The organism is Sporomusaceae bacterium (assembly GCA_031460455.1).
Classification (GTDB): Bacteria; Bacillota; Negativicutes; order Sporomusales; family UBA7701; genus Anaeroselena.
Genome location: JAVKTQ010000019.1, coordinates 17,520 through 43,555, shown reverse-complemented (window position 1 = coordinate 43,555; position 26,036 = coordinate 17,520). Strand labels below are relative to the sequence as shown.

The 26,036-nt window shown below is 56.2% G+C and carries 25 protein-coding genes; 10 read left to right on the top strand and 15 right to left on the bottom strand.

What is annotated here, in order from left to right; genetic code table 11:
- The first annotated feature begins 67 nt into the window (after positions 1 to 67).
- Positions 68 to 1,783 (top strand): methyl-accepting chemotaxis protein, encoded by a 1,716-nt coding sequence (locus RIN56_18685; protein ID MDR7868825.1) that lies wholly within the window; start codon positions 68 to 70, stop codon positions 1,781 to 1,783.
- Positions 1,784 to 1,844: 61 nt separating this feature from the next.
- Here the strand turns inward: RIN56_18685 and RIN56_18680 are convergent, their stop codons facing one another.
- From RIN56_18680 to RIN56_18670, 3 genes are all read right to left on the bottom strand, one after another.
- Positions 1,845 to 3,251, bottom strand: a complete 1,407-nt coding sequence (locus RIN56_18680) for a hypothetical protein (protein ID MDR7868824.1) — start codon at positions 3,249 to 3,251, stop codon at positions 1,845 to 1,847.
- A gap of 101 nt (positions 3,252 to 3,352) precedes the next feature.
- The gene (locus tag RIN56_18675) at positions 3,353 to 4,252 is read right to left on the bottom strand and encodes a hypothetical protein (GenBank protein MDR7868823.1); all 900 of its coding nucleotides are present in this window, start codon (positions 4,250 to 4,252) and stop codon (positions 3,353 to 3,355) included.
- 12 nt (positions 4,253 to 4,264) lie between these two features.
- Positions 4,265 to 4,822, bottom strand: coding sequence for an RNA polymerase sigma factor (locus RIN56_18670; GenBank protein ID MDR7868822.1), 558 nt, complete (start codon positions 4,820 to 4,822; stop codon positions 4,265 to 4,267).
- Positions 4,823 to 5,082: 260 nt separating this feature from the next.
- On the opposite strand from RIN56_18670, the gene RIN56_18665 reads away from it, so the two are divergent.
- A complete protein-coding gene (locus tag RIN56_18665; GenBank protein MDR7868821.1) occupies positions 5,083 to 5,316 on the top strand; it encodes a hypothetical protein in 234 nt (77 codons plus the stop codon).
- 81 nt (positions 5,317 to 5,397) lie between these two features.
- Here the strand turns inward: RIN56_18665 and RIN56_18660 are convergent, their stop codons facing one another.
- On the bottom strand, positions 5,398 to 6,120 hold the full coding sequence (locus RIN56_18660; GenBank protein ID MDR7868820.1) for a glucosaminidase domain-containing protein: 723 nt from the start codon (positions 6,118 to 6,120) through the stop codon (positions 5,398 to 5,400).
- Positions 6,121 to 6,239: 119 nt separating this feature from the next.
- Positions 6,240 to 6,788, bottom strand: a complete 549-nt coding sequence (locus tag RIN56_18655) for a PilZ domain-containing protein (GenBank protein MDR7868819.1) — start codon at positions 6,786 to 6,788, stop codon at positions 6,240 to 6,242.
- A 219-nt stretch (positions 6,789 to 7,007) separates the two neighbouring features.
- On the opposite strand from RIN56_18655, the gene RIN56_18650 reads away from it, so the two are divergent.
- Positions 7,008 to 8,144, top strand: a complete 1,137-nt coding sequence (locus tag RIN56_18650; GenBank protein ID MDR7868818.1) for an NAD(P)/FAD-dependent oxidoreductase — start codon at positions 7,008 to 7,010, stop codon at positions 8,142 to 8,144.
- Between the two features lie 160 nt (positions 8,145 to 8,304).
- Here the strand turns inward: RIN56_18650 and RIN56_18645 are convergent, their stop codons facing one another.
- Positions 8,305 to 8,880, bottom strand: a complete 576-nt coding sequence (locus tag RIN56_18645; protein ID MDR7868817.1) for a hypothetical protein — start codon at positions 8,878 to 8,880, stop codon at positions 8,305 to 8,307.
- Between the two features lie 350 nt (positions 8,881 to 9,230).
- On the opposite strand from RIN56_18645, the gene RIN56_18640 reads away from it, so the two are divergent.
- Both RIN56_18640 and RIN56_18635 read left to right on the top strand, forming a co-directional pair.
- Positions 9,231 to 9,356 (top strand): hypothetical protein, encoded by a 126-nt coding sequence (locus RIN56_18640; GenBank protein ID MDR7868816.1) that lies wholly within the window; start codon positions 9,231 to 9,233, stop codon positions 9,354 to 9,356.
- A 254-nt stretch (positions 9,357 to 9,610) separates the two neighbouring features.
- On the top strand, positions 9,611 to 11,533 hold the full coding sequence (locus RIN56_18635) for a deaminase (GenBank protein ID MDR7868815.1): 1,923 nt from the start codon (positions 9,611 to 9,613) through the stop codon (positions 11,531 to 11,533).
- 504 nt (positions 11,534 to 12,037) lie between these two features.
- Here RIN56_18635 and RIN56_18630 read toward each other — a convergent pair.
- Positions 12,038 to 12,481, bottom strand: coding sequence for a hypothetical protein (locus tag RIN56_18630; protein ID MDR7868814.1), 444 nt, complete (start codon positions 12,479 to 12,481; stop codon positions 12,038 to 12,040).
- Between the two features lie 524 nt (positions 12,482 to 13,005).
- Between RIN56_18630 and RIN56_18625 the strand changes: the two genes are divergently transcribed.
- The 4 genes from RIN56_18625 (at position 13,006) to RIN56_18610 (ending at position 15,882) form a co-directional block, all read left to right on the top strand.
- Positions 13,006 to 13,749 carry a DUF421 domain-containing protein gene (locus tag RIN56_18625; GenBank protein MDR7868813.1) on the top strand — a complete coding sequence of 248 codons (744 nt, stop codon included), beginning with the start codon at positions 13,006 to 13,008 and terminating at the stop codon, positions 13,747 to 13,749.
- A gap of 394 nt (positions 13,750 to 14,143) precedes the next feature.
- Positions 14,144 to 14,581, top strand: a complete 438-nt coding sequence (gene mscL / locus RIN56_18620; GenBank protein MDR7868812.1) for a large conductance mechanosensitive channel protein MscL — start codon at positions 14,144 to 14,146, stop codon at positions 14,579 to 14,581.
- Positions 14,582 to 14,607: 26 nt separating this feature from the next.
- Complete coding sequence (locus RIN56_18615; GenBank protein MDR7868811.1) at positions 14,608 to 15,360, top strand: hypothetical protein; 753 nt, start codon at positions 14,608 to 14,610, stop codon at positions 15,358 to 15,360.
- Positions 15,361 to 15,411: 51 nt separating this feature from the next.
- Positions 15,412 to 15,882: a DUF1003 domain-containing protein gene (locus tag RIN56_18610; protein MDR7868810.1), complete on the top strand. Its 471-nt coding sequence runs from the start codon at positions 15,412 to 15,414 to the stop codon at positions 15,880 to 15,882.
- Positions 15,883 to 16,010: 128 nt separating this feature from the next.
- Here RIN56_18610 and RIN56_18605 read toward each other — a convergent pair whose 3' ends face one another.
- The 7 genes from RIN56_18605 to RIN56_18575 form a co-directional block, all read right to left on the bottom strand.
- Positions 16,011 to 17,090 carry a PDZ domain-containing protein gene (locus RIN56_18605; protein MDR7868809.1) on the bottom strand — a complete coding sequence of 360 codons (1,080 nt, stop codon included), beginning with the start codon at positions 17,088 to 17,090 and terminating at the stop codon, positions 16,011 to 16,013.
- A gap of 321 nt (positions 17,091 to 17,411) precedes the next feature.
- Positions 17,412 to 17,576, bottom strand: coding sequence for a hypothetical protein (locus RIN56_18600; protein ID MDR7868808.1), 165 nt, complete (start codon positions 17,574 to 17,576; stop codon positions 17,412 to 17,414).
- Between the two features lie 164 nt (positions 17,577 to 17,740).
- A complete protein-coding gene (locus RIN56_18595) occupies positions 17,741 to 18,961 on the bottom strand; it encodes a PatB family C-S lyase (protein ID MDR7868807.1) in 1,221 nt (406 codons plus the stop codon).
- 47 nt (positions 18,962 to 19,008) lie between these two features.
- A complete protein-coding gene (locus RIN56_18590) occupies positions 19,009 to 20,181 on the bottom strand; it encodes a benzoate/H(+) symporter BenE family transporter (GenBank protein ID MDR7868806.1) in 1,173 nt (390 codons plus the stop codon).
- Positions 20,182 to 20,226: 45 nt separating this feature from the next.
- Positions 20,227 to 20,613 carry a helix-turn-helix domain-containing protein gene (locus tag RIN56_18585; GenBank protein MDR7868805.1) on the bottom strand — a complete coding sequence of 129 codons (387 nt, stop codon included), beginning with the start codon at positions 20,611 to 20,613 and terminating at the stop codon, positions 20,227 to 20,229.
- Positions 20,614 to 20,860: 247 nt separating this feature from the next.
- Positions 20,861 to 22,045 carry a methyl-accepting chemotaxis protein gene (locus RIN56_18580; GenBank protein ID MDR7868804.1) on the bottom strand — a complete coding sequence of 395 codons (1,185 nt, stop codon included), beginning with the start codon at positions 22,043 to 22,045 and terminating at the stop codon, positions 20,861 to 20,863.
- 164 nt (positions 22,046 to 22,209) lie between these two features.
- A complete protein-coding gene (locus tag RIN56_18575) occupies positions 22,210 to 23,061 on the bottom strand; it encodes a helix-turn-helix domain-containing protein (protein ID MDR7868803.1) in 852 nt (283 codons plus the stop codon).
- 178 nt (positions 23,062 to 23,239) lie between these two features.
- Here RIN56_18575 and RIN56_18570 point away from each other — a divergent pair, with 178 nt between their 5' ends.
- On the top strand, positions 23,240 to 23,668 hold the full coding sequence (locus RIN56_18570) for a DUF2000 domain-containing protein (protein ID MDR7868802.1): 429 nt from the start codon (positions 23,240 to 23,242) through the stop codon (positions 23,666 to 23,668).
- Between the two features lie 71 nt (positions 23,669 to 23,739).
- Here the strand turns inward: RIN56_18570 and RIN56_18565 are convergent, their stop codons facing one another.
- Entirely contained in the window at positions 23,740 to 25,716 is a 1,977-nt protein-coding gene (locus RIN56_18565; GenBank protein ID MDR7868801.1) for a methyl-accepting chemotaxis protein, read from the bottom strand.
- Positions 25,717 to 26,036 lie beyond the last annotated feature (320 nt).

Here is a 26,036-nt window from a genome sequence, read left to right as displayed (position 1 = left end):
AGGTATATATATCATTCTCTCGATGATATGCTGGACAAGTATAACTTAAGTATGGGGAGATGCAGACATGGGACTATTGAAGAACATGAAAATTGCCGCAAAAATTCTCTGTATTCTGACCGTGCTGGTCATCCTCTGCGTGGTCGTCGGCGGCGCCGGGCTTTACTCGGCGAAAAACATCGCCAGCCTGGCCCACAAATTGTACGATGAGAGGATGGAGCCCAGCGAGCTGATTTCCGATGTCAGGCTGATCAGCAAAGACACCGAATCCAAGCTGCTCGAGCTTATCCAGACCGCCGATCCCGCCGCCCAGAAGGCCATCCTCCAGGCCATCGACGACAACACCAAAGCCATCAACAAGCTTCAGGAACAGTACCAAAAAACCGCCGCCATGGATGCCTACGAAAAGCAGAAATTCGAAGAACTGTCGAAAGAACTGCCTGCCTACCGGGAAGCCCGCGCCAACATCATCAAACTGGCCACCACCGGCAAGCAGAAAGAAGCCTTCGACCTCTTCGTGGCCAGCAAGCCCGTCTTCGCCAAATCGCTGTCCATCCGCGCCGACATAAGCAAATACGACGTCAAACTCGGCAAGGAACTCTATGAGCAGGGCGAAGCCACCGCCGCTCTCGCCACAAAAATGATCGTCGGCATCACCGTCCTTGCCGTCCTGCTGTCCATCTTCCTAGGCCTGCTGCTGGCCAGAGCCATCGCCACCCCCTTGAAGACGATGGTGGCGGCCGTCGGCGAGATCGCCGGGGGCGACCTGCGCAACACGAAAATCGCCGTCGAATCAAGGGACGAACTCGGTCAGCTCGCCGTGGCGATAACCGCGATGCGGGACGAACTGCGCCAGCTGATTGTGAAAACAACCCAGTCCACCGAACAGGTTGCCGCCTCCTCCGAAGAGCTCAGCGCCAGCGCCGAGCAGACCTCCCTCGCCGCCAGCCAGGTTGCCGGCGCCATCACCGCCGTCGCCGACGGCGCCGCCAAGCAGCTCAAGGCCGTCGATCACACCGCCGCGACCATCGAGCAAATGTCGGCCGGCATCCAGCAGATCGCCGCCAACGCCAACACCGTCGCCGACAACTCCGCCAGATCCGCCGACGCCGCCAAGGAAGGCGGCCGCTCGGTAGCAAAAGCGATCACCCAGATGGGACAGATCGAAAACACCGTCATCAGCTCCGCCCAGGTAGTGGCGAAGCTCGGCGAACGCTCGAAAGAGATCGGCCAGATCGTCGACACCATTGCCGGCATCGCCGGCCAGACCAACCTCCTCGCCCTCAACGCGGCGATCGAAGCCGCCAGGGCCGGCGAGCAGGGCCGCGGCTTCGCCGTGGTAGCCGAGGAAGTCCGCAAACTTGCCGAGCAATCTCAGGAAGCTGCCAAGCAGATCGCCGACCTGATCGGCGAGATCCAGCAGGATACCGACAACGCCGTCAGGGCGATGAACGCCGGCACCGACGAAGTGCGCGTCGGCACAGCCGTCGTCAACGAAGCCGGCCAGACCTTCGAACAAATCTTCGCCGCCTTCAACGACGCGACCGCCCAAGTCAGGGAAATCTCGACCGCCATCCAACAGATGGCCACCGGCAGCCAGCAGATCGTCGCCGCGGTCCGCGAGATCGACGCCGTCGGCAAGGCCACCTCTGCCCAGACCGAAACGGTCTCCGCCGCCACCGAGGAACAGACCGCCACGATGGAAGAAATCGCCTCCTCCAGCCACGCTCTGGCCCGGATGGCCGAAGACCTCACCAACGCCGTCGGCCGGTTCAAAATCTAGCGCCAAGCAGTACGCGAACAAAGACACCGGGCAAGCCCGGTGTCTTTGTTCGTTCATCGTCCTATCTGTGATGATCTACCGATGCCTTAGCCTTGCCCAACACCTTGCCGTGCTGGTCGACAAAGGTCACGTTAACGCCGCCCCAGACATCGATGTATTTGCGGTCAATGGCGACAAAGTCGGACGGAGCGGTGAGATTCTTGGTCTCCATCTCGCCCGGCTTGACGCTCCGGGTGCGCACCTGGACGGTCATATTGTTGCCTGCCAGCGTCACCTTCTCGATGCCGATGGCGTCGGCGCCGCCGCCGCTGCCCAGATAGGCGAACAGCACCGCCTTCTCGCTGTAATCGACCTCCTTGGCCCGCGCCAGAACATCTGCGGGTATACGGCTTTCCTTATCAGCCTGGGCTGTATAATCGACGATAACCGTCATCGCCATGTCGCGTGGGTACGCGCCCTTGTACCAGTCCCACCCGTCGTACTTGTCCGTCTTGAAAATCACCTTGCCTGAAGGCTGCGGCACCGGCAGCGGAGCCGGCCTGTCGACCCGGTAGGTCGTCCAGATCGCCCCGCCGCCGCCGAACGGCCGCACGATGATCATCGTATAAACCTTATCCCCGTGCTTCACCGCGACATCCACCTGTCCGTGGCGGGCGATAGGGGTGGCGCTGTGCTTGCGGATAACGGTGAACGTGTCCTCGTCACTGAAGCCATAGTAGTCCTTGCCTTCGCGCTTGGCAACCTCCAGCGGATCGAGCCGCCATTGGTCGCGGCCGGCGTCCACCGCCTGCTGCCATTTGATCACCTTGTCATAGTCGAGCCCTTCCACGCCCGGACCCACATCCGGTTTCTGCTCGCGGACCGCGGCCCTGACCTCGCGGACGGCGGCGATCCGCCAGATATTATGCGCCCCCGGACCTGCCGGCTGGATAAGCTTGACAAGATAGAACCGGCCGTCGTGGCCGACCAGCACCTGGGCCTCGCCGGTCCCCGACCGCTGGCCCTTGTAATCTTGGGAGATAAGGGTAAAAGTATCCCGCGAGGCTGAAAAACCGTACTCGGCGGCGCTCGTCCTGACTACCTGGACAGGATCGAGCAGCCACGGCCGGTGGCCGGCGGCAACCTCCGCCTGCAGCTTGGCCGCCTCATCCTTGTCTATCTTGATAACCCTGGTCTCGTCGGCCGCGCCCTCGATAATAACACGGGCCGTCTTGCCGTCGGCGGTGGTAACGGCCGCTTCGCCGCTCGCCTCCACCGTCGCGGCCGCGTCGCCGGACTCGGTTTCGGCCGCCTGGACCTCTGCCGGTGCCGGCTCGGCATGGGCGACCGCCTCGATCCGCCGTTCGTAATGCTGCGTGAAACTCAGCCATTTAGCCGCCGCTTCGTCCGGCATGGCCAGAGTCGCCAGCGCCCCCGCAAAAAGCGCCAGGGCGGCGATACTATAAGTAATCTTGGTGCTTCTGTTCAACATCATCTACTCCTTTCGCGGCTGACTGAATAGTCACCTCACCCTATCAAACGCGCCCCGCCCGGAAAGGTAACGGCCGGAAAAGGAAAAATCGCCTGGCGCTACTCCAGCGACCGGGCGATTTTCTCCAATTCGTCCTCCGGAAGGTTGCCTTCCACCGTTACCACCGTATCCTTAACAGTCACTGTCACCCTGTTGGTCTTACCCTTGGCGGCGCTTACCTCCGCCGCGCCGTCGGCAGCCGCTTGAGCAGTATCCGGCGCGGCCCGTTGGATGATGACAATCGCTGCGTCGCCGCGGCCGTACACCTGGCGGATAGTCGCGGTTGCTTTATCCACCGTCACTTCGTCCGGCTGGCGGCCCGGCCAGGCGAGGTAGGCCGCCGTCGGGGTCGCCGGCGTCTTCGCCAGCTTATTCGCGGCCTTCTCCGGCGCTTTTTCCGGCGCCTTGGCCAACATCATCCGCTGTTCGTTCCGGCCGCCGTCGGCGGCCGCCGCCACCGGCCGGTCCTGGGCAGGCGGCGCCGCCTCGCGGACAGAGGCCGCTGCCGTATCCGCGGTCTGTGCCGGCCGTTTTGCCGCCGCAGACCCGTCTTTAGCCATGTCGGCTTTGGCCGCCCCCGCGGCGACATCGGTCGCCGGCTGCGGGGCCGGGATACTCTCGATCACTACACTGCCGGCGGGCGGGATGGCCAGTTGGGGCGGGGGCGGCGCCGACGGGCCGAGGTTGAAGGCGAAAACCAGCATCGCGGCCGCCGCCGTACCGGCGGCCCCCGAGGTCAGCCACAGCCGGCGCCGTTTCCTCTTCGCGGCCAATTCGTCCCCCAGCTTATCCACCAGCCCAGCCAGCACGGCCGGCGGCGGACCGGTCCGTTTGAGAAGAAGCGCGACTTCGGCCAGCTCCTTCGTCTCTTCGTCGCCGCTGTCAGGCTGTTCGCCGCGGTTCAGTGCGTCGAGCGCCGCCGACAGCTCGGTAAGTTTTTCATTTTCCTTGTGCCCCATCGCGTTCACCTCCTAGCCGATAATTCCGTGTTCCTGAAACAAGCGGCGCAGATTCTTCAAAGCACGTTGCTGGAGCATCTTCACCGCCGCCTCCGTCTTGCCCATCAGCTTGGCGGTCTCCTGAAGGGACAGGGCGGCGAATATCCTCAGTTCCACCGCCTGGCGCTGCTCGGCGGGCAGCATCGCCACCATCCGCGCAATGCCCTCCCGCCGCTCCTTGGACAGCGCGCTGTCTTCCGGCAGCGGCGCGGGGTCGGCAAGCGGTTCCTGGAAATCGGCCAGCGCCACGACCTGTGGCGACCGCCCTTTCTTGCGCCAGTGGTCGGTGATCAGATTTAACGCTATCCTGCCGAGGTAGGTCTTAAAGGACGCGTTCGTCTCCCGGTAGCCCGGCAGGGCTCTAAACGCCTTGAGAAAAGTCTCCTGCGTTATCTCCTGGGCGTCTTCGCTATTGGCCGTTTTCAGGCAGGCCAGTCGGTACACCGGCTGCCAATACCTGGATACAAGCGTTTCAAGCGCAGCCTTGTCGCCTTGCTGCGCCTGGGCTATGAGCACCTTTTCGTCCGACACCTCGCATCACCGCCTCGGGAGGAAACTGAACGCTTTTTCAATCTTCCCACTCGGCGGTGAAATCATGCTTACGGGGCGTTCGTTTGCCAGTACTCACTTAAACGCCGCTCAAGCCAAAAAGTAACGCCGGGGGACAAAAAAAGCAGCTTTTTGCGCTGCGGGGGGTACACTATAAAATGGCGCAGTCCGGAGAACGGCCGCAGCAGCTAAGCCGTGGGGATGCAGCGGAAACGGCGGCGCGGCCTGAGGGGAGGCGAACGATGGACTACGCGGCGAGCATCGAGGCCGAGTTGACGGTGCTGAGGCATCTGGGGTATTCCGAGCCAGACGTGGCGCGGGTTGTAGGCATTTACAGCGGTTATTTAAGCTGGGAGGGGTTGTCGCAAAACCAGCAGCGGCGGCTGGCGGCGGACCTGAAAAGGCACGCCCGCATCGCCCGGCGGTGGTATTTTGCGGTGGCGTCAAGCGCCGGATCCCCTCTGACAAATCACTGACAATCTCTGGCGTTTACCCTGACATTTTCTCTGGCGTTTACCCTGGCAGGAGCACTGACAGCGATGCGGGCGACGGGTTTTTTACCCGTCGCCTTTTATGTAGGCGATGATTTTGACGATTTTTTCGCCGTAGCCGACCCCGGGGATGGCCCATTTGCCGCCGAGGCTTTCCCATGTCTGGCACTGGGCGAAGTAGTGGGGGATGGCCCGCACGAGGTTGTAGCGCGGGTCGATTATCGGCTTGATCGGTTCGCGGGTGGTGGTGTAGGCGAGAAGGTGCTGGATATGGGCCCGCACGCCGAGGCGGGCGGATTCGAACGAGGCGCCGCGGGGGCCGCCGCCGGTGGTGCCGATGCCGGCGAAGTTGTTCTGGACGGGCAGCACGTCGCCGCCGAAGCGGAAGTAGCCGGTTTCGAGGATGGCCTGGGCGAGGGCGAGGTCGGGGCGAATGCCTTCGTGGCCCGCTTCCTCCCAGTAAATATCGACGAGTTCTTCGATGGCCACGGAAAGCTTGGGCAGCGGATTATGGCGGCGGATAAAGCTCGCCATCTGTTCTTTGGTTATCTCGGCCTGTCCGAAGATGGGCGTGTGCCCTTTGACGGCTTTGACGGCCGGAACGGAGGCGGGTTCAAGTTTGGGCTGCTGCTTCAGGATTGTCATGATGCGGTCGTAGAAGCCCTGGCCGTCGGCCTGAGAAGCGGCCTGTGACGGCTCGGCGGCGCCTTCGGGGGCGGCGTGGGCGGGAGCGCAGATCAGAAGCAGGGCGAGGACGGCGATGCAGGTTAGCTGTCGCGCAAGCGGCATGGGTCACCTCATCTTTGTATTTTTCGTAAGCGGAATATTCCCTAAAGTCTTGCGATTATCCTGCAAGGGGAACGGGAAACAGAAAAGCCGGGGGATAATTTCGCCCCGGCTGGCTTGTTTTACGTTCTGCGCCGCAAATCCTGGCGCGCGGGCCGGTACATGCGGCAGAAGCGTTTGCCGCAGTTAGGCTTGTAGCAGGCCCGGCAGGTTTCTTTGTCGCCGCAGTCGGCGCAGCGGCAGTTGACGCAGGTTATGGGCTGGTTGGCGGGACTGGCGCTTTCTTTAAGACTGTAGAAGGAACTGGGCTGAGAATCGCGCACCGAGGAGAGGGTGACGAATTTGATGATGTCTTCCTGGGTGACGGGGTTGATGGAGACGAACTGACAGCCGATATCATAGGCTCCGGATTTATTCTTGATCGAACGGACGACCTCGACTGTTCCCCGCACTTTACGGTCGATGAGCTGGAAGACGAGGTCGAGCCGGGTGCCGACCGGGAGGGCGAATTTGCTTGTATAGCGAAGGCCGCCGGCGCTGATGTCTTCAAGGGGCAGCTGATAGTTGCGCCGCAGGTTTTCGCCCTGGGGAGTGGTGAACCCGACGGCGGTCATGAGTGTTTTGAAGTTTATGCGGCGGAATTTACGCTGATTGGGGGTCAATGGGTTCACGTCCCTCCGTGGAGATTCCTTGTCCCTTCCATGAGGAAAGAATATTTCGCTCCTACTATATATTGTCGTAATTTCAAAAAATTTCTTAAGCAAAATCTGGTATCCAAAAATAATAAGCATGGCTGCCCGGCCGGGGAATATCCTGTGTCAATTTTTGGCACGCGGGCAGGATACCGGGCGAATTATCGCGAAAAGAATGGTATCCAAAGGGGGTGCGACATGGAGAAACTCGATATCGCGATCGTCGGCGCGGGGGTCGTCGGCCTGGCCGTGGCGGCGGAGATTTCCCGCCGGCAGGACGAACTGGCTACTATCGTGCTGGAGCGCCACGGCAAGTTTGGCCAGGATACTTCGAGCCGCAACAGCGAGGTTATCCACGCCGGGATGTATTATCCGACCGGCAGCCTCAAGGCGAAACTGTGCGTGGCCGGCAACCCGCTGCTTTATGAATTTTGCGAGAAACAAGAGGTTCCTTTTCAAAAGATCGGCAAGCTGATCGTGGCCCGCGAAGAGGCGGAGATCGAGGCGATCGAGAAGGTTTACGCCCAGGGGACCGCCAACGGCGTCCCGGAGCTTACGAGGCTCACCGCCGCCGAGGCGAAGAAGCTGGAGCCGAACGTGACGGCGGCGGCGGCGCTGTACTCGGCGTCGACCGGCATTATCGACAGCCATAAGCTGATGGCGCGGCTGGAGCATCTGGCGACAGCCAATTACGCGATGCTGGCGTATAAGCATCAGGTGACCGGCGTCAAGCCGGTGGCCGACGGCTATGAGGTGTCTTTCCTGGGCCCGGACGGGCAGACGGACGCGATCGAATGCCGCTGGCTGATAAACTGCGCCGGGCTGTACGCGGACAAGATCGCGGCGATGTGCGGCATCGATACGGCCGCGGCCGGGTATGACATCAACCCGGTGAAGGGCGAGTATTTTTCGGTGGCGATGGGCAAGTCGAAGCTTATGAACCACCTTATTTATCCGCCGCCTCTCCACGGACTGAAGGGGCTGGGGACGCACGTGACCAAGAGCCTCGACGGGCGCGCCCGCCTGGGGCCGAATGTGGTTAACGCGACCGAGCGGGAGGACTATGACGTCGCTCCGGATCACCTGGAGGAGTTTTACCAGGCGGCGGCGACGTATCTGCCGTTCATCGGGCGCGAGGACCTGGCGCCGGATATGGCGGGGATGCGGCCGAAGCTGAAGGTGGCGGACGGGGCGGTGGCCGATTTTGTCATCCGCCACGAGACGGAGCGGGGCCTGCCGGGACTTATCAATCTGGTGGGCATCGAATCGCCGGGACTGACGGCGTGCCTGGCGATCGCCAACCATGTGGCCGATATGGTGGACGCCGGTTTGTAGGTTTTCCGCAGTCTGGAAGAGCACCGTTTTTACGGTGCTCTTCGCTATTTGTGGGAACCGGGTCGCCGGTACTGAAAAAAATCCATGCCCGCTTTATGCGGTGCTTGGATTTTTGCGGATTTGGACGGTAGGGGGCGATCCGTTTCCGGGCAATATACCATCATTCTTTTGGGGGTCTATCTCCGCCGTCTTCATTCTGGTCTGGAAGCGGTTTTGCTACAGGATTATAGATCGGACTAAAATATTGGCGGTGCTCATGCTCCATTTGGTTTACGCTCGCAAAGCTATCGTCAATTTTCGTTAATTTTAGATAACCCCAGGTGGCTATGATATACCAAGGTATAAACGGGATAATCGAGTCATATATTCCATGCGCTAGCGATAATACCCCCAGTTTCGTAAGCATTTGGCAAAACATCATGCTATAGAATATCCCCATGGTCGTATACATATAAATATAAACTTTTTTCGTAGGCAAGTGATAAAAATATATTATAAAAAACAATGTCCATGAGACAGGAGCCAAAAAATGTATTCCCAGCATGCCAAAGGGCTCATAGTTTATATATCTGAATTCTCCAAGTAGGTTTGCTGCGCCGACAACAATAGCATCAAAAGCCCCCCCGAAAATAATCCCGTAGATCGATAGCCGCCGGATTTCCTGTCTGGGTACAAGCGTAACAACAATGGCGGCAAAGACGGCAGTGTAGATAAAAGGGATTAAATTAGCTTCCATTATCATCCACTCCCTTGCCGAACGCATTAAATTTATTATCTCAGTAGCTGCTGAACATTATGTATCGGCGCATGCGACGCGGGACGCCGCCGGGGAAACGAATGACCTCGCCGTCCTATCGGGGGAGGGGGTGGCGCAATAGGGTATAGGTAACGCGGATATGTGATACGGAGATATGGGGGACGGGGGGACGATGGCCGGGGGGAGAGGTGGATGGAAAGGGGGGCGGGGGAGGGGGAGGGTAGTCGGGAGAGGCGGGGGGCAGCACGGAGGCCGAGACGGACGCGTCGGCGCTGGACGAGGGCGGCATCCCGGCGGGGAAGGCCACGGCCGCCTCCGGGTGGATACCTATGCGCCGGCAGAATGGCCCGACGCCGACCGCGACGTCGTCGGCAGCCTCCGGGGGGATAGCGGTATACGACAAGCTGAGCGGCGAAGACGACGCGGGCTCTACCGGGGGACGGGAAGCGAAGTAAAAAATCCATGCCCCGCTTAATACGGGGCACGGATTTTTCGGATTTGGATGGTGGGGGCGATCCGTGGCCTTGTGAATACACCAAGTTGTGTCACAAGAACTGTCCTCTTGACATTATAATTCGGAAGCAAAAGAACCGTCCTCCCCGTGCCTCCCCCCTGCAAGGTTAACTCCCCTTCTTTCTGAATTTATTGACATTTTGAGAGGATAATGGTAATTATTTGTAGAAAATTATCCTCAAATTTGTTTTTGGAGATGGTTACATTGCGAACACGTTTTTTAATAGTAGGGACAACTGGACCTTTAGGAAGTGGATGCTCGAGTATTTCTAAAATGCTTTCAACCGACTTGAATTTCTGGCTAAATTTTACTAAAGATAAAAATCTAAAATCAATTGATGATATGATAGGCAAATATTACGAGTATATTCGAAAAATACAAGGAGAAGAGGATTTAGCTCTTACTACTTTTAAAAATGAGAACAAAAACTTAATAGTCGAACCTTCCAAATTATTTGAAGCTTTGAAAGAGCACCGAGCCGACTATCATTATTTAAGTGATAAAAAGAGCTTAAACAGAAAGTTACGCGAGTTATTACAGGCAAGAGATACTCTAGCGATAGTATGTAGAGCGAATTTCGCGAAATTTACTCAAATATCTATGTCTGACATGATTATGAAGTTAGCGATAAAGCATGCCATTTTTGAAGGGCGAGTGTCGTCAGAAATCACAAATTGCAGCTTTATCCCAGAAAAAGCACGATCTCTTATTACGCAATTTGCATTTAAATATCTAGTTAAAATGCAAGAGTTTGATGAAAAAATAAATTTTCGTAAATTTGATGCTCTAACCGAGGACTATTGCGCTGAAGTTGATGAGTGGTTTACCGGATTAAATAAGCTCAAAGAAGAGCTTAGCATGCTTGAAGATATGTCAGAAAGTTGGTTACAGGATTTCGGGGATAATGTAAGAGCTACAGGAAATCCATTTGTTTATCCCGAGCCAAAACATATGCGGTCAAAGTTTTTAGATGTAATTGCATCTGAAGCGAATCGATATATTAAATATATGGGAAGAAGAATTACAAAAAGTTCTAGTCACTTTATTATTGATACATTCAGGAATCCTGCGGAAGTACAATTTTTCAGAAAACGCTACGGATCATTTTATTTGATATCAGTCTATTTAGATCAGCAAGTTAGGCACAAACGAAAGAAGTTTTCGGAAAGTCGAGATGAACGAGACCAAGGTAAAGATAACAAACCTCATGAATTGTTTAAGCAAAATGTTTCATCTTGCGTAACTTTATCGGATTATGCAGTAACCAACGATGGAGATGAGGAGCGTCTTTGGCTAAAAATAGCGCGGTTACTGGCCCTAATTGAATTGCCTGGATCAACTACTCCCACTTTTGAAGAAACTTTTATGAATATGGCATATAATTTAAGCGTTAGATCCAATTGTCTTTCTCGGCAAGTGGGTGCCGTGATAACTAATAAAGATGGATTTGTGGTAGGTGCTGGGTGGAATGATGTTGGGTCTGGCCAATTAGGATGTGCCCGCAGACGGGTAAGTGACCTAAAACAATACGCAGTAAAAGGCTCATTGCTATCCGTTTGGGAAAAACAATTTAATAAGTTTATGAAAGAAGAATTATTAGTAGAGTTTGATGAACGGGATTGCTTTTGCTTTAAAGATATTCAATCAAGATTAGAAACCGTAGAAAAAATAGACAAACTATGGAAGAAATTTCTCGAAGATAAATCTATTTATGTAGATAAGTCAAAGCGCGAGTCAATGCTTCCTCTAAAGGAATACTTTAGAAGCCAACTGAACATTAAACGACTTGAATTTGCTCGCGCCTTGCATGCTGAGGAAAATGCTATTTTACAAGTAGCAACTCATGGTGGAATGGGCATACGGGAAGGAACAATATTTACTACAACCTTTCCATGTGAATTATGTGCAAAAAAAATATACCAATCAGGAATCACAAGAATAGTATATACAGAGCCATATCCTGATAGTCTTTCAGAAAGTATTTTTTTACGAGATGGCATTAGGAGAATCGAATGTGACCAATTTGAAGGAGTTAAAGCAAATAGTTATTTCAAGTTGTTTAAGCCAACCATGGATCATAAAGATTTTCGATTAATCGAAGAAAATCTTGATATGTAATTATTGAGACAGAAAGGCTATCTAAAATTAGTGATTCGATGCTCAATTATTGCCTGACCCAACGCCAGGCCCAGTTTGAACACTTTGCGCAATGGCAAGTACGGCAGAGCATAAGCATTGGCTTTTTTAGAGGGTTTAACTCACGCTAAACCAGCGCCGCTGGCGATTTGGGGTGAAGCCACGAAAGCGAGGAGGCGGCCGCTACTTGGCGAGAGAGCCGCGAACGACACCGCGCGAGCCGCCATGGACGGCGGCGAGAGGCGACAACGAACATGGACGTTCGTTTGGCGGCGGCGCGGCGGAGTCGGCGACGAGCCTACGTAAGACCGCCGACGCAGCGTGTGGCAAACCCCAAAACGCCAGAAAGGCGCTTGCAGACAATAATGAAGCGGGCGGTAGCCCCGGAGCATCGGCGCGTAAAGTTGCGCCCTGCCGGGGAAAAATCGATAATAGACGCAAAACCCGGTCGTGATGACCGGGTTTTATAGTCGGGTTATATAGCGTTTATTTCAAATACGATTCCCAATCCTTGTCTCGCAAAAATTCAACCGTTACCTTCTCAAACTTTTTCTCAAGAATATTCCAGCCTTGGGTAGCTACGAGATTTTTTGTATAGCCCACGGACTGCAATTTTTCTTCAAGGGCTTTGAGCTTCGGAGGGTTGTTTAATACTCTTACGGAATTGCCGACCAACTTAATGGATTTAACTTTGTTATTATTCATAATTATTCTTTCCGCTCTGGCAATGCATACCAAGCTACCGTCATATGAGAATACAACTAATTCCTGCTTATCAAGTCCATCTGGTGCGATAAATGCGCCATCACCAGCGATGTCGAACGTATATTTCTCCCATGGCAAAACATGAGCAAAAAACGCTTGGCATCCGCCTAATGTTTCAAACCCCCATACCTCTTTGGATAGTTTAATAATGCGCACATCAATCACCCCTCAAATCATATTCGTTTTTTCGCTATTATTTATTACATTATTCCATATAGATAAAATATCCTGCCATGGACGGCCCGCGAGAGGCGACAACGAACATGGACGTTCGTTTGGCGGCGGCGCGGCGGAGTCGGCGACGAGCCTACGTAAGACCGCCGACGCAGCGTGTGGCAAACCCCAAATCGCCAGAAAGGCGCGTATTGGCAGCAAATAATGAAGCGGGCACGCAACCCCGGAGCACGCAAAAACCCCGGTCTTAATGACTGGGGTTGGCTTTTTGTCAGGGAAGCGGCGAATTTATGATAATAGTTTGTTGCTTCTGTATGTATTGGCGTTGATGGAGCCGGTGCCGCCCACCACCGCCGCGGGTAACCAGCCCGCCGGCCGCGCTCCTGATCTCTTCGGGTGTAAAGGAGTAGCCCGCCCCTTGCACCAACGCCTGGCGGGCCGCCTCGTCCGTACATTCCGCTACTGCTTGCGGACGGCACATGATGCGCTTCCAGAGATGCATAGGCTAAAGTCAATTGGGAAAAATCCTAGCAGGATACTTACACCTGCTATTTAAGGAGGCGCCTACCATCGAATCAGTTCTGGAGACATCATATCGTACCCTCATCGGGTTTGTCGTTCTGCTTGCTCTTACTCGCATTCTAGGCAAGAAGCAACTCGGACAGCTTACCTACTTTACTTATATTACCGGCATCGCAATGGGCAATATCGCCGGCGATATGGTCGTTCATCGCGACGTGGGTATTGCTGACGGCGTTGCCGGCCTTATTGTATGGGCCGTTCTGACCTTTCTGGTAGAATACGTTAGCCTTAAGTCGCCTACGGTCAGGGTGGCTCTCGATGGTGAGCCTACGATTGTCATTAAACGGGGGCGTATCATGCAACAGGCGCTGGCCGCCCACCGGCTCAACATGGACGATCTTAGCATGATGCTACGAACTAACAACGTGTTCTCAATTCAAGAGATCGACTACGCTATCCTCGAACCTAATGGTCAACTAAGCATCCTCAAGAAAGCGCAGTATGACCAGGCCAGCCGACAGGATCTCAATATCTCCCCGCAGCCCCGTCGATATATCCCCACAGAGATCGTCTCTGACGGCCGCCTGCTCGACCGCAATCTCACCGAATTAGGACTTGATAGAAGCTGGCTCGACCAACAGCTTGCCCAGGCCGGTTATACTTCAATTGATAAAATATTTCTGGCCGAGCTGCAATGTGACGGCAGTCTCTACATTGAAGGGAAAATGGTACACTAGTAAAGATACAAGGGGACGGTTCTGCCCGCGAAATTCGCGGGCTCTCAGTCATTCCTGATTTACATGGTGGAGGCGAGGCAAGACCGCCGACGCAGCGTGTGCCCCAAAACGCCAGAAGGGCCAGGCACAAGGTAATGAAGCGGACGCATAATCCATAGCCACCGGCACGTGACTTTGCCCTTCCAGAGTGAAAATCGAATAATAAACGCAAACCCCGGTCTTCGAGAGGCCGGGGGTATTTTTGTAACACAGGCGGTGCTGCCGGGTAGGAAGAACCGGCTTGGGGCAGGATAGGGGCGGAGATTAGCCGGTTGCTTGCCTGCGGAAGGTCTTTGCGGGATATTGGAGAATCTTTGAGATAGGACAAGCAGCTATTTTTGAGGAGGCGGGAGATGTGCTAAAGGATTTCAAGGAGTTTGCCATGCGCGGCAATGTCGTGGATTTGGCGGTCGGCATTATTATCGGCGCTGCTTTCGGGAAAATAGTGTCTTCGTTTGTAAGCGATATCCTGATGCCGGTTGTCGGGCTGTTTTTAGGGAAAATGGATTTTGCGAACCTGTTCGTGAATCTGTCGGGCGTCAATTACCCGACGATCGCGGCGGCGAAGGCGGCCGGAGCTCCGACGCTGAACTACGGCCTGTTTATCAATTCGATCGTCGATTTCGTCATCGTGGCGTTCGCGGTCTTTCTGATGATCAGGCAGCTCAACAGGCTGAAAAAACCGGCCGCGGCGGAAGCCCCGTCGAAGAAGGATTGCCCGTTCTGCTATTCCCAGATCCATATCAAGGCAACGGTATGTCCGGCCTGTGCGTCAAGGCTGGAGGATAGGTGAGAGGTATTTCATAGGGAGGGATCGCTATGCCCTGGTGCCCAAGCTGCCGCGAGGAGTATCGGCAGGGGTTCGAGACCTGCATCGATTGCGGGGCCGAGCTGGTGGACGAATTGCCGCCGCCCGGAAAAACCATCGCGGCGGCGAAGACGGAGGCTGTCTGCGACACGTTCCTGACTACGGCGGCGGACTGGCAGGAGGCCGGGGTGCTGGAAGCGTTTCTGAAGGCGGCAGGAATCGCCGTGATGAAGGACGGCAGCGACTTTTATGTGCCGCTCAGAAGACTGGAGGACGCCCAGGCCATCGTCGACAGCATCCGGGGGGGCGCCGGGGATTTGATTGAGCAGGAAGGCCCCGCCAAAGGGGCCGTAGAATACAGGCCGCAGAACCGGAAAAACCGGCGGCCGATTCCGCAGGGGGATAGCCATACCCTCTGGTGCCCGCGCTGCGGAACGGAATACCGGCAGGGGTTCAGGCTGTGCGGCGACTGCGGCGCGAAGCTGGTGGACAGCCCGGAGGAAATAGTCGACGAAGACGATCCGCCCGCGGAGGGCGGCGATGAAATAAGCTCCTTCTGCGACGCTTATCTGGCCACGGTGGCCGACAGCGCCGCAGCCGAGACGGCCCTGTCGGCGCTGAACGAGGACGGCATCCCGGCGGTGAAGGCGAAGAGCGGCTCCGGGGTGGATATCTATGTGCCGGAAGAATGGCTCGACGCCGCCCGCGACGTCGTGGCCAGCCTCCGGGGGATAACGGCATACGCCAAGCAGCACGACGAATAAGCCCGGTTATCCCAGGTCCGCCATATCGAGGCCTCAAGGAGGGTGTTATAAATGGAAAGCGCGCCAAATTCCCCGGCGGTCGGACATGTCATCAGAAACATAAACGAAGTCTATCGCAGCAAGCTGACGAGAGGACAGCGCATTGCCGACTATGTCGCGAAAACGGTCGGCAGCTGGCCTTTTATTATCCTGCAGACCGGTGTCATCTTTCTGTGGATGGGAGTCAATGTCTTCCTCGTTTATATGAGAGCCACCAACCCGAGCTATTTTGACGCCTGGGACCCGTATCCGTTCATTCTTCTGAATCTGGTGCTGAGTTTCCAGGCCGCCTATACCGGGCCGGTCGTAATGATGTCGCAGAACAGGCAGGCGGAAAAAGACCGGTTGATGGCCGAACACGACTACCATGTGAACCTAAAAGCCGAACAGGAAATAAAGGAGATAATCAAAGGCCTGCGGCAGCAGGAAGAGATGCTGGCTAAAATCCTGGCCGGGCTTGACGCCGGCAAGAAGAGCACATAGACGCAGGTTCGGTGAACTCCTGCGCGGACGGCGACTAGGGGTAAAGGAAAAATCCATGCCCGCTTCATGCGGGGCATGGATTTTTGCGGATTTGGAGGGGGAGGCGAACTGCCGCCAGGCAAATCCGCCTAGATTGATAAACTCGACTGCAACGACATCACCGCGCCGCCCCGGAGCACTCTTACCGTCATGACCGGCCCCTTGCCGGTCAGCTCGACGAGGTGGCCCGGCGAAGTCACGTCGATCCCATTGATGGCCAAAAGCACATCATTTTCTTTTATTTGCAGCATTTCCGCCAGGCTGCCCTTGGCTACCGCCAGCACCTGGAAGGCGGTCGGCCGCTCAAGGCTCAGCGCTTTCAACTCCTCGGCCTCCAGCAGACGGACCTGGATGCCGAATCCTTTGGGCGGCAGAGGCTGCACTCCCGGACCGCCGGCATTGCCCTTGGCGAAGGCATAGTTAATAAGCGTTATTTCCTTTTCCATTGTCATGCCTTTGCGGATAAACCTGGCCACAATCGTTCCTTCAGCTTTGCCGGCGACTGCTTCGCGACAGGCGGCGTTCCAGCTGTATAAGTCGGTAATAGGAACATCTTTGCCGTCAAACACCGCCCGGACGATTATGTCTTCATCTGTCAGCGGAGATTCCGGAGCAGTAAAATGTACAACTGCCCCGGCTTTTACCTTTGCCTTTTCCAGAACGCTCGCAATAAAATTGGTACCAGCCAAAATTCTAAAGTTATAGTACGGAGGCAGCGGCGCATTTTGGGCTAGTGCCAAGGTGACAACAGCATCAACCAACTTGGGGCCATGGGCGCGATGGACTTGGAGAAATTGAACAGAGGAACCGGATGAGAAGTTCACCCAAGAATAGAACTTGCCTTCGGAATCATCCATTTTTTCTATTTCTGTCAATTGACTGAATATAAGTTCAAAACGCTTTTCTTTATTCCCGTGAACCGCAACGACTTTTAGCCCAGACTGGTCGACAGCCATGTTACGTATCTCATAAGACGCATCAAGCGAAAGAAAACCCGCAACATCCTTAATTGCCGCGATGGCGGCATCTGTCGAGGCCATCGGCTGCGGTATTCGCAAATCATAGACATGCGCTGCATGGACGACGGCAAAGCTCCCGGCCACGATGCAGACAAACACCGCCAGGACCACCATTCGCTTTAGAATAGACAACAGTTTCAGAATCCTCACATCCTTAAATTAGCTTAGCGGCGTCTTATCGTCAATTTCAATTTCTTCAAGTATTTACTTTGATCAACAGTTAGTGATATTCTTTCCGCCAGAATTAGAAAACTCCTGCCCGACTTCGGCAGCTTTCATAGTTTAGGATAGCAAAAGGGACTATTGAGAGCCGAACTCCCATCCCCTCGGCTTAAACCAGCCAGTAAGACCGCCGACGCAGCGGGCGGCGAACCCCAAAGCGCCAGAAAGGCGCGTATTGGCAGCAGGTAACGGATACGCAAAACCCCCGGCCTTTTCCCGGCCGGGGGTTTTGTACGCGCCGCGGGGGCTTTATTTGCTCCCGGCGAAGCCCAGAAGGATGAGCTTGGTGCCGACGCCGCCGGTGACGACGTCGATGCGGGCGCCGGCGGCGCCCCGAACGGCATTGTGTACATAGACGGACGCTCCGTCGAGGTTCATTTTTTCGTAGGCGTCAAGCTCGGTTTGCTCAGGCATGCCCCATCGCACGGATGGGATGTCTCGCGACTGAGCGCCGCCTCAACTGTAGCAGATTTGCGTGTCCAGGCCGACGGTGACGGTGTTGCCGCGCTCGGCGATGATCTTTTGCGCCTTCGGCGTTATTTTCAGGTTCATTTTCCGCACCTCCTCATTTTTACAGGTTAGCAAGCCCCGCCGGTGTGCCGGCAAATCGCGTCACTCATCCGCCGCAGGCCTTTTTCCACGATGGCCCTGGGCATCGCCAAATTGAGCCGCACGAAGCCTTGCGCGTTGCCGACGAACAGGCCGTCGCCCCCCTCCAGCAAGACTCCGGCTTTGGTGGCGAAGAACATCGGCAGGTCGTCGACCTCCGGCAGGCAGCGGTTTAAATCGACCCAGGCCAGGTAGGTGGCCTCCGGGATGGGGCAGACGGCGCCGGGCGCCTTGGCGGCGAAGTGGTCGGCCACTAGCCGGAAATTGCCGTCCAGGTAGGCTTTCATTTGCTCGAGCCAGTCGCCGCAATGCTGGTAGGCCGCCTGGGTGGCCGCGAGCGAAAGCGGGTTTACGCAGCCGATCAGCTTGTCGTGGGCCGCCATTTGCCGACGTACTTCGGCATCCCGGACGATGACGTTGGAGAACATCAGGCCGGCCATGTTGAAGGTTTTGCTGGCCGCCAGGCAGGTGATGAGCCGGGGATAATCGGGCATGACCCTGGCGGTGGGTATATGCTTTCTACCCTGCCGGATGACGTCGCAATGGATTTCGTCGGAGATCAGCCACAGGCCATATTTCTCGGCGGTGGCGCCCACCCGCGCCGTCTCTTCCTCGGTCCACATCCGGCCGGTGGGGTTGTGGGGGTTGCACCAGAGCAGCAGCTTGACCTTGGGGTCGGCCGCTTTGCGCTCCAAATCCTCAAAGTCGATGGTGAACCAGCCGTTGTCGTTTTTCAGCGGCGAGCAGACCAGCTCGCGGTCGTTGAAGGTGGCGGCGTGCTTGAAGTAACCGTAGGCCGGGGTGGTGATGAGCAGCTTTTCGCCCGGCGCGACCAGGTCGCCGACAAGCTCGTACAGCGCGGGGATGATGCCAGGGGTGAAGACGAGCTGTTCTTGGGGGAAGTTCCAGTCGTACAGCCGGCGGCACCAGGCGGCGATCGCCTCGTAGTAGGCGTTTTCAAAGACGCGGCTGTAGCCGAAGATGCGCCTGTCGACCCGGTCTTTGATGGCCTGGCAGACTTCCGGCGGTGTGGCGAATTCCATGTCGGCCACCCACATGCGCACGAAATCGTCGTCTTCATAGGGGAATTTCATCTCGGGGCCGGCGTGGAAGATGTATTCGCGGAACCCGTCGGTGTTCATGGCGTTCGTTTTTCTGCGGTCAATGATTTCGTCGAAGTTATATTTCATCCCGGTTATCCTCCAAGCAAAGCTGTCTTGCGTGATTTTGTCGGCGATCAATTGTTTTCGATGTAGCGGGCGATGATTGTTCCGGCGAGCAGGGACCATACCGGGGCGCTGATATTCAGGATGGTGATGTTCGCCAGCGCGATCATGAAGGCAAAGGTGGCGCTAAGCTTCATCGACGGCCGGGAGAAGCTGATTTGCAGGCTGTTTATAAAGACGCCGAGCAAGGCGAACCCGCCGAGGATGGCGATAAACGGGCCGGGCAGGGCCTGAATCCAGGGGACAAGCTGCCACGCGAACAGGCCGAATATAAGGATTATGGTGCCGGAGACAACCGCCGCCATATAGCGCTTTTCCTTCGGGCCGGCTTCTTCGCCGGCGCAGACGGCGGTCATCATGCCGCCGATATTGGCGGACTGGCCGCCGAAGATACCGGCGATGGCGGAAAAGAGACCGCTGACGGCGACGATTCGATTGACCGGGGGGCGATAGTCGTTTTGCTCCAACGCTCCGAGCCCAACCGCGCAGTCGTTGCTTAGAATGAGCAGCGCCAGGGGAAGCGCGACGGAGAGGAAGCCGGTCAGGCTGAACTCGGGAGCTTGTGCCTGCGGAAGGGCGAAGGCGGCCGCCATGCCCGCGCCGCCGATATTGTGGGACAGCAGCAGGAGAACGCACCCGGCGGCAATGGCCGCCAGCATGGGGGGAATACGCTTGGCGCGTTTGCTGAAATAGAAGAAGACCAGTAAGGCGCCGCCGCCGACCAGCAGGGACTGGCTGGTGGAGACGATGAAGCCGATCATGTATTTGGTGATCATTCCGGCCAGCATCGCGGCGATAATTTCCCGGGGAACATAGGCCAATAGTTTGGCGAAGGCGCCCAGCGACCCGACCGCGAGGATTAGTAGCCCGGAGAGAAGATAAGCGCCGATGAGCTCGGGGTAGGTGAATTGGCTGGTGACTGTGGCCAAAAAGGCTACGCCGGTGATCGAATGAGCCCCGACGATGGGTATGCGATAGCGCAGGGGCAATATAATGCCGAGAATGCCGCCGCCGACATATATCGCAAAAAACCAGAGGACCGTTTGATATGTCGAAAAGTTCCCTTTCGCCGCCGCTTCTAAAATAATGGCCGGCGGACCGGTGATCGCCAGTAAGGAGGTAACGATTCCTGCGGCGATGTTTCTTTGGTTTAGATCGCGTAGTGGGTTAGCAAAAACGCCCAGATATAATCCTCCTCCACGGAACTAAGCATGTGTTGTTTTTTGCCGTCACTCGGCTTTGCAGATGTAATCGCATTTTTGGCATTGCGCCAGGATGCGCTCGCTGTCTTCTCGGTGGTATGCGCCCGACCACCGGCAAATGCTTTGCAGGATGGGTACGACGGATTTGCCTTTAGCAGACAGGCAATATTCCACTCGCGGCGGGATTTCATCGAATTGCCGCCTTTGAACGATTCCGTCCTCGGCCAATTCTTTCAAAGTGGCTGCCAAAACGGCGTCGGTGATATTTGTCATTTCCTTGCGCAGCGAGCTATAACGCAGAACTGCTTTCTCCGCCAGGAGACAGATTATCCGCGACTTCCATTTCCCGCCGAAAATTTCCAGGCCATATTCCAGCGGGCAGCGAATATCTTTTTCCAGTTTGGGTTTATACATTTTGACAGCCTCCTGTATCGTAATTATATAAGGCATACTGCTTATACACAAGCAACTATGAATTTTATGAGTTACTCATGAATGTGAAGGTTTATTTACAGCGGGTCGTTGCCTTGCCGAGCAAGGGCGCGGACGCAGCGCGCGGCGAACTCCGCAAGCCGGGAAGGTGCGACAGGGGCACAGTCTTTATCCGGACACGAAAACCCGGCCCGTGATCGGGCCGGGTTTTGATATTCCGCGCTGCGGCTTACGACGATTTGGTCAGTTGCAGTGTGATTTCGCAGACTTCTTCGCTTTCTTTGCGGATATTTTCAATGGCTGCGAAGATTTCCATGATCTGCGTGTTTTCCTGCTGCGATGCTTGCGATATCTCGGCGAATAGCTGCTGATTTTCCAGCATTTCGCCGGTGAGCGTCCCCATTGCCGACGCTATCTGGGTGACCGCTTCCCGGATGCTGCCGACCGCCTGGCGGATGGTGTCGGTCGAGGTCTGGCTTTCGGCTGCGAGTTTGCCCACTTCTTTGGCGACGACGGCAAAGCCGCGGCCGGCTTCGCCCACCCGGGCGGCTTCGATGGTGGCGTTGAGGGCAAGCAGGTTGGTCTGCCCGGATATGTGTTTTATGGCTTCGACGATATTGCCGATGCTTTTCGCCGCTACCGCCAAGGTATCGGATAGGCCCTTTACGTGTTCGAGGGTGGTCATGCCGTGGCTGAATCTTACGGTCAGTTTATCGAAAGACGCCGTTTCGTCCTGGACGGACCGGGCTCTCTGCTGGGTGATGGCGGAAATCTGCTGCATCTTGTCCATGAGATGGTTCATGCCGTTGACGACTTTATTGGAGAGTTGCCGGTAGCTGAAGAGGGTGACCCATTTCATGAGCTCGCAGGCCGACTTGATTTCGATTATCCTCTGGGCGGCGATTATCCGGCAGGCGGGGTTCATGTATTGCCGATATTTCTGCTGCAATGCGCCTTTTTCGCCCACGAGCGTCACGGGCCCGATGACGATTTCCGCCTTGCCCAGCAGTTCGGCGATTTCGCCGTCGGCGATTTCTTCGAAGGGGATATGCGCGAAGCGTAGGTGGTCTATGCCATTGGTGGTGCATTGGTCGGCGACCATTCTCGTAAATTGCGCCGTGTTGCCGAATATGTGAACGGTTTGTTCCCTGGGCAGCTTCGCCAGTTCGATGAAGTAGTGGGTGTAGGGGAAGAGGTCAATGCCGACCAGTTTCTCTTCCGGTATGAATTTCGCCAACTCGCCGCGGCGCTGCGAAACGCAGACAAAAAGGTCGGCGGCGTCAGGGCCGGAGAGCTTGCCAAGCGGGCATCCCTGGACAGAGATGCTTTCTCCGAGCACTTGCCTGACAATCCCCACTACCTCGTCAGCGACCAACTGATCGCCGGCTACTGCCATTACTCTGATATCCTGCACGCCGACTCCTCCGCTTCCATTTTTTCAATACTGTCAGGGCTCATTGCGCCCCGGTTGCCAAAGCTGTGCCAAAATTGGTTTTTATGTGTTATTTCGACAAATTTTTGCTTAAACCTCCAGGCAGGCGCTGGACGTAGGTATGACGAGACGCAGAAACCCCGGTCTTAACGACCGGGGTTGTTTTGTGGGGAGGAGGGATAGTATTTTTTTCCGTAGGGCTCGAGGAGAAATTTCTGGCGGAGATTAATGAGGTTGGGGCCGAACTCGGCTTCGAGCTCTTTGCCGAATACGGCCATGATTTCCATGATGTACACGTCGTGGATGATGACTTCGGTGATCGGCATTACCAGCCCCGGATGCGCCGTCCAGGCGGCGCGGCTTTCGTCGCCGAGCGAGACGATGCCGGCGACGATCCCGCGGTCGTCGACGCTGGATACGATCCAGCGGCCGCCGTATTCGCGGGTTATGTCTTCAGGCATGTAGTGCTGATAGACGGTGGCAAAGGCGAAGTCCAGCTCGCCGTAGGATACGATTAATATTTTTACGCCTCTGTGGGCCGCTGCCTGCAGTTCGTCGACGAGCTCCAGCGCGTCGTCGCTCCAGATTTCGAGCAGGACGCGGTGCCTGGCGCCCTTGATTTCTTCCTTGACGCGGGCCATGATGGCCCCGTGGCCGGCGATGTTCCAGATGTTTTCGCGGTTTTGCGCGGTTACGGCGAACTGCTGCAAAGCGTGCTGCGCGATATGGTAGGTTTTTTCCGCGCGGCGTTTCCTTTGGGCGATCAACGCTTCGGGGGACAAAGGAAGATAGAGCGGCGTGTTTTCCTGGCTGACGAGGATATCGCCGCGCGCTACCATGCCGCTGAGCACTTCGTAGATTTTGGAACGCGGCACGCCGGAGTTGAGGGAGATGGCGTAGCCCGACAGGGGCGATTTTTCCAGCAGCGCCAAATACGCTTTGGCCTCGTACTCGGTAAAATTGAGCTGCTGCAGGACCGATATAATCTCGGCTTTCATCCGGCTGGCTCCCCCCTTGATGATATTTTTTGCTCTGACCGGCCCGGCCTTGACAGGAAAGAAAAACCTTTTTATAATTACAAACAATAGCTACCTTTGTAGCTACTATTATACAGTATCGCCGGAGCAGACGCAACACGGCGAATGCCGGCAAGTTTTTTTGCGGAGGGTTTGAAAAATGACAGCAGCGCTTTTACCCGAAATGCCGAACCGGTGCGTTATCGTGATGGACAAAGAGTTAAGCGGGGGAATCCTGGCGAATGCGATTGCCGTGATAGCCCTCAGCGCCGGGCAGCGGCATCCCGCGCTCGTAGGCGGGCCGCTGGTCGATGCCTGCGGGTTTGCCCATCCGGGGCTGATTCCCACAGGCATTCCGATGCTGTGCGCGCCGCAGGACGAGTTGGCCAGAATCCGGCAGGTGGCTTTGGAGAACGAATGCGATGTGGTGGATTTTCCGGTGGAGGGCCAGCAGACAAAAAACTACGAGGAGTTTCAGGAGATGGTGGGCCGCATCCCCACCGAAGGCATTAAGTATACCGGTCTGGCGCTGATCGGGCAAAAAAAGACGATCAGCAAGATCGTCAAAAAGCTCGATCTGATGAGCTGACCGTAGGGAGGGCGGGCGCGCAGCGGCGGAGTCGATCCGCGCCCCCGCGCAACCCGCCGGTTGTTCACATTTTACAGTCTGAATTTGGCGACGGCCGCTTGCAGGTCCTGGGCCAGCCTGGCCAGCGATTCGCTCGATGTGGCGATCTCCTCCATCGAAGCCAGTTGCTCCTCAGTGGCTGCCGATACGCTCTGCGCTTCATCGGATGACTTTTTGCTCAGTGCGTCGATCCGGTTTACCGCCTCCACGATCTTTTGGCTCCCCAAGGCCATTTCCTGGATAGCCTGCGAGATCTGTTTGACCTGACCGTTTACTTCGGTTACCATGCCCGTTATTTCACGGAAGGTCACGCCGGCTGCATTTACGACTTCCGCGCCTGTTTTTACTTCTTGGGTCCCTTGCTGCATGGCCTCGACCGCTTTGTCGGTGTCGATCTGGGTATCGCTTATTAAGCCGGCGATTTTTTTCGCCGCCTCTTCGGATTGTTCGGCAAGTTTACGCACTTCTTCCGCCACGACGGCGAAGCCCCGGCCCTGTTCCCCGGCGCGGGCGGCCTCGATGGCGGCGTTGAGGGCGAGGAGGTTTGTCTGCCCGGCGATGCCGGAGATGGTGTCGACGATCTGGCCGATTTCTTTCGACCGTTCACCCAGCTTGGCGACCACTGCCGCCGAATTGTCGACCGTCTGCTCGATCCGGTCCATCTGGCTGATGGCTTTGTCGACAGCGGCACCGCCGGCGGCGGCTTTTTCCGCCACCCGCCCGGATTGGCTGGCGACAGTGCCGGAGTTGGCGGCGATTTGCTGGATGCCTGCCGACAGCGCGGCGACGGTTGCGGCAGCTTCGTCGGCGGCGTTTATCTGCTCTGCGGCCCCGCCGGCTACTTCCTGGATGGAGATGGCGATTTGGTTGCTCGCCTGGGAAGATTGCCCGGCGCTGGCGGTGAGCTGTTGCGAGGAAGCCGCCAGATGCTCGGATTTAGCGGAAATTTGCCTGATGAGGGCGCCGATATTCTGGGCCATTTTTTCAAAGCTTTGGGCCAGGCGGCCGATTTCGTCGTTCGAGCTGATGCCTAAGCTTGCCTGGGATAAGTCGCCGCCGGCGATTTTTTGGGCTGCCGCCTCAAGCGATTGGATGGGGCGGGCGATGCGCCGGGCAAACCAGCTGATGGCGATGCCGGCGAGGAGCATGACGACGATGATTGTCACGAGGGAGATTGTTGTAAGGGCCGAGAGTACGCCGGTTATTTCCGCCGTCGGCACGGTTAGGGCCAACGACCAGCCCGTTCCCGGCACGGGGGCGTAGGAGATCATTTTTTCGGCGCCGTCCCATTTATAGCTGGCAACACCGGTTTCGCCCTTGACCATTCGCCCGGTCACGTCCCGGATGGCTTGGGGATATTTTTCATCGGTGAGAGAGTTGGCTTTCATTACGAGGTCCTTGTTGGCGTGGACGATCATCAGGCCGTCGCTGCGAACGATGTAGGCGCTGCCTGTCCGGCCGACCTTGATGCCCAGCGTCCGTTTTTCCAGCTCCTCGATGTATATGGAGCCGACGAGAACTCCCGCAACTCCATTGCCGCTCTTGATAGGGGTGGCAAGGACGACGACCGATTTGCCTGTTGTCATCGATTTGAGGGGATCGGAGATCGAGGTGGCGCCTTTCATGCCCGCCTGAAAGTAGGCCCGGCTGCTCAGGTTGCCTTTTGTCCCTTTTGTGTCCACTAATGTTCCGTCGGGCGTGATCCAGAAGATATTCTCGTAAATCCCGCTGTTGTTTTTCATTTCCGCGCCGATATAGGCCAGCATGGCTTCCTGGTTGCCGCCGGTCATTACAGGGGAGCGCGCGATGGCGTTCATTTCCGTTTTGCGGATATCGAACCAATTGCCGAGTCCTTCGGCAGTGGCTACCGACGTTTTTTGGAGCTCCGCCACGACATTGTCGGTGATGATCGCCTTGGCCCGCCAGTAGTTTAGACCGCCCAGGGCGGCGAGGGCAACCAGGACGATAGCCAGAATAGTAACTGTGAGTTTTGCTTGAATGGTTTTCACGAAGCCAGCTCCTTCCAGAATGTGCCGAAACCTTTCTACATGTAATCTTATATTTGATGCAAGACGCGTGCCAATATCGGCGCGCGCCGCGGGAAAAAGCCCGGAAGCCTTGTATAGTGCGGAGAAAAATTTTTCGATTTCTTGCCACACACACGATTCAGCGCAATATCCGACAAGAAACGTAACTATTGCATTTGGGGGCAGGAGATTTTTGATACAAGGGGGCGCTGCTTTGTTTCATTATGCGCCTGTTACGGCACTAACTTGGGCGCCGCCGCACAGGGCGGGCCGGCAACAATAAAACCCGGTCGATAACGACC

Bases quoted from the DNA above. Each gene is read 5' to 3' on its own strand.
- RIN56_18595 (MDR7868807.1), bottom strand. From the start codon at position 18,961: ATGAAATATAACTTCGACGAAATCATTGACCGCAGAAAAACGAACGCC.
- RIN56_18635 (MDR7868815.1), top strand. From the start codon at position 9,611: ATGGTTACATTGCGAACACGTTTTTTAATAGTAGGGACAACTGGACCT.
- RIN56_18600 (MDR7868808.1), bottom strand. From the start codon at position 17,576: ATGCCTGAGCAAACCGAGCTTGACGCCTACGAAAAAATGAACCTCGAC.
- RIN56_18665 (MDR7868821.1), top strand. From the start codon at position 5,083: ATGGACTACGCGGCGAGCATCGAGGCCGAGTTGACGGTGCTGAGGCAT.
- RIN56_18570 (MDR7868802.1), top strand. From the start codon at position 23,240: ATGACAGCAGCGCTTTTACCCGAAATGCCGAACCGGTGCGTTATCGTG.
- RIN56_18610 (MDR7868810.1), top strand. From the start codon at position 15,412: ATGGAAAGCGCGCCAAATTCCCCGGCGGTCGGACATGTCATCAGAAAC.
- RIN56_18650 (MDR7868818.1), top strand. From the start codon at position 7,008: ATGGAGAAACTCGATATCGCGATCGTCGGCGCGGGGGTCGTCGGCCTG.
- RIN56_18585 (MDR7868805.1), bottom strand. From the start codon at position 20,613: ATGTATAAACCCAAACTGGAAAAAGATATTCGCTGCCCGCTGGAATAT.
- RIN56_18660 (MDR7868820.1), bottom strand. From the start codon at position 6,120: ATGCCGCTTGCGCGACAGCTAACCTGCATCGCCGTCCTCGCCCTGCTT.
- RIN56_18675 (MDR7868823.1), bottom strand. From the start codon at position 4,252: ATGGGGCACAAGGAAAATGAAAAACTTACCGAGCTGTCGGCGGCGCTC.
- RIN56_18575 (MDR7868803.1), bottom strand. From the start codon at position 23,061: ATGAAAGCCGAGATTATATCGGTCCTGCAGCAGCTCAATTTTACCGAG.
- RIN56_18685 (MDR7868825.1), top strand. From the start codon at position 68: ATGGGACTATTGAAGAACATGAAAATTGCCGCAAAAATTCTCTGTATT.
- RIN56_18615 (MDR7868811.1), top strand. From the start codon at position 14,608: ATGCCCTGGTGCCCAAGCTGCCGCGAGGAGTATCGGCAGGGGTTCGAG.
- RIN56_18640 (MDR7868816.1), top strand. From the start codon at position 9,231: ATGCGCCGGCAGAATGGCCCGACGCCGACCGCGACGTCGTCGGCAGCC.
- RIN56_18645 (MDR7868817.1), bottom strand. From the start codon at position 8,880: ATGGAAGCTAATTTAATCCCTTTTATCTACACTGCCGTCTTTGCCGCC.